This is a genomic window from Shigella sp. FJ200513 (assembly GCF_040495915.1).
GTDB lineage: Bacteria > Pseudomonadota > Gammaproteobacteria > Enterobacterales > Enterobacteriaceae > ECMA0423.
Genome location: NZ_JBDYCV010000204.1, coordinates 1 through 2,534 on the forward strand (window position 1 = coordinate 1; position 2,534 = coordinate 2,534).

The 2,534-nt window shown below is 43.3% G+C and carries 2 protein-coding genes and 2 pseudogenes; all 4 read right to left on the reverse strand.

Annotated features, from left to right (window positions below):
* Positions 1 to 901: leucine-rich repeat domain-containing protein (locus ABZJ92_RS21340; protein ID WP_077128942.1), on the reverse strand; the 901-nt coding region annotated here is incomplete at its 3' end.
* 599 nt (positions 902 to 1,500) lie between these two features.
* Entirely contained in the window at positions 1,501 to 1,749 is a 249-nt protein-coding gene (locus tag ABZJ92_RS21345) for a DinI-like family protein (protein WP_001210039.1), read from the reverse strand.
* Positions 1,750 to 2,011: 262 nt separating this feature from the next.
* Positions 2,012 to 2,107, reverse strand: a pseudogene (locus ABZJ92_RS21350) (hypothetical protein); the annotation flags it as partial.
* Positions 2,104 to 2,451 (reverse strand): annotated as a pseudogene (locus ABZJ92_RS21355) (hydrolase); the annotation flags it as partial. The pseudogenes ABZJ92_RS21350 and ABZJ92_RS21355, both read right to left, overlap by 4 nt.
* Positions 2,452 to 2,534: the final 83 nt, after the last annotated feature.

Below are 2,534 nucleotides of genomic sequence, written 5' to 3' on the forward strand. Positions count from 1 at the left end.
GGAACCATGCTGTCACGGCATCAGCCAGGGGGCGATGGAGTGTATTCTGTTGTCCGTCACTCATGGAGAAGTAAATCTGCGGGCCGTGGTAGTCCGGCGAAGATGTTAATCTTTGCAGGGATTGCAGAGCATGGGATGACAATGGGTTATCACTAATATCTATTGAACATTCATTCCTCAGATTAAGAATGCTTTCCGGGATATGACTTATCTGATTTATGTCAAAATAACCGTTCCTTAAATTTTCCGGCAGGTATGGAATATCGGTTAACATATTGTCGATTGCCCATATGGAGTGAATGTTGTGAGGTAGAGGGGGGAGTTCACTAAGAAGATTCCCTATTGCGCTAATCTCTTGTAAAGAAAATGGTAAAGGTGGTAAAACTGCCAGCCCATTACATGATACATCTAATGTTTCCAGTAGTTCTGGTAAAACAGGAAGAGAACATAATTGATTATTTGAGACATGAAGCTCCTTCAAAGATATGGGGAGTGTGGGTAGTGTGATTAGTTGATTGTGGGACGCATTCAATAATTTAAGTCCTTGAGGCAAAGCAGGCAGTTCAATAAGTCTGTTATAGCTGACATTAAGTTGTGTAAGGGACGCAGGCAATGGGGAGATTAAGCTTAAATTATTTTTACTTATATTAATTGATTTAATTCCCGGGGGGATTTCAGGTAATGTTGTCAGGCCTAATTCAGACAAGTCCAGGTTCGTCTCTTGGTTTTGTAGACATGATACTAGTCGCTGAAAAGCGATGTCTCGTTGTTCTTCTTGTATGCGGTTATTTTTCCATTCAGTCCAATGGGTTAGATAATTTTCATATGCGCGGCTAGTGTCGATTGAATAAGTGGAGAACGAATTTGAAATTAATCTGTGATTGTTATTTGTCGGGAGCATAAATATCAGGGTGTATTCTTTATGTTGAGAGGTGTTGGATTCTTTTTTATCTGCTTTGCAATGTTATTGGTTCCCTTCAGCAGTAGACAGGAACTTCTGGAGGAGGCGGATATATAGTTTGTGTAAGCATATTAACTCCATATGTTATATATTGAAGAACTTCTGCTTTACACTATCCTAAACTGGATCGGTTTAATGTAAAAAAACGATACTTTTTGGGGGGGGGGCAATTTTTCCTTAAGGTATGAAAAAAGGAGCTGAAGCTATATAATAGCTATTAATGCCACTGGTATCAGTGAATCATGTATATAAAAAACTGTGTTAAGGAGGCTGTCCATTAGCGGTTTTTTATTCTTCTGGAACCGCGGCATCTTTGCGTATCTTTTTGTCTTCTCACCGTCTGGTCGGTGTTTTGCTGAGACTGCTAATTTCCTGTCTTTGCTAGTGCTGTACTGGTACTGCCCAATCATGATTGGCGGGGGCGGGCGGAGTTGAGACCGCAGACACGTCGTATGCAAGAACGTGCTGCGGCTGGCTGGTGAACTTCCGATAGTGCGAGTATTGAATGATTTCCAGCCGTTACTGATTTTACGTGCTAATTAGTGAACAAACCACTCGTCAGCAGACTCCCAGGTATCTTTCAGAGTTTCCTGAACAAAAGTTTTAGCTGAATCTTTATCGGCGGTGCGCGTAACAGAAAGGCCATCGTTGCTGGTGGCTTTTACGATCACCTCTACATCGTCATAACGTTTACTGATGCGTCGGGTTAATTCTTCCTTTAACGCATCCACAGCACCGGTTGGCATTTTAGTCATTTTCTCTTTGGCTATGCAGATTTCAAAACGCATAAAAATCCCTCTGCACTGTGTTTTTATACAGTATTATTTTTAACTGTATGGATAAACAGTGTCAAGAGTGAGGGAAAGTGATTTTTTGGGGCATGCATGGGGCAAAAATATTTGTTGTGGGGCATTTTGGGGCATGATTGGGACACTTTGTTACATATGAACTTTGCCGATTTTCATATGACATGGCAATCCAACGCTTTGATTATTCTAAAGAAAACACATGCTCTTGGGCGTTCTTTAGTGATTTTTAAAAATCCCGTATCACGCAGTTAAAGTGGCGGGCATACTCTTCAAGGCTGGTGATCCCCAACCGCACCCATTTAGGATGTGACCATTGCGGTAGACCGATGTAAATCATAACGCGTGAAGGATCTCTTCCACGCTACGCACACGGGCGATGCGCGGGTAGATATGATTAATGCTGTTATTGTGTTGCTCGGCGCTGGCGGCACTACAGGCGTCTTCGGCAATCACCAGATTAAAGCCAAGTTCCCAGGCATTGCGGGCGGTGGATTCAACACCGATATTGGTCGAGATCCCACATAACACTATTGTATCGATACCTCGGCGGCGCAGTTGCAACTCCAGATCCGTACCGTAAAACGCACCCCACTGACGTTTGATGATTTCGATATCACTGTCAGTTGCACCTAATGCAGCTGGATGTTGCCACCAGTTTTCGGGCAACACTTTAGCGGGGGAGTGCCCCTATTAAGTTGTCAAGCATGTTATGACCCCTGCGGGGTATAAAAAGTCCCGTCGCGCATCATGGCGAACAGAACGTC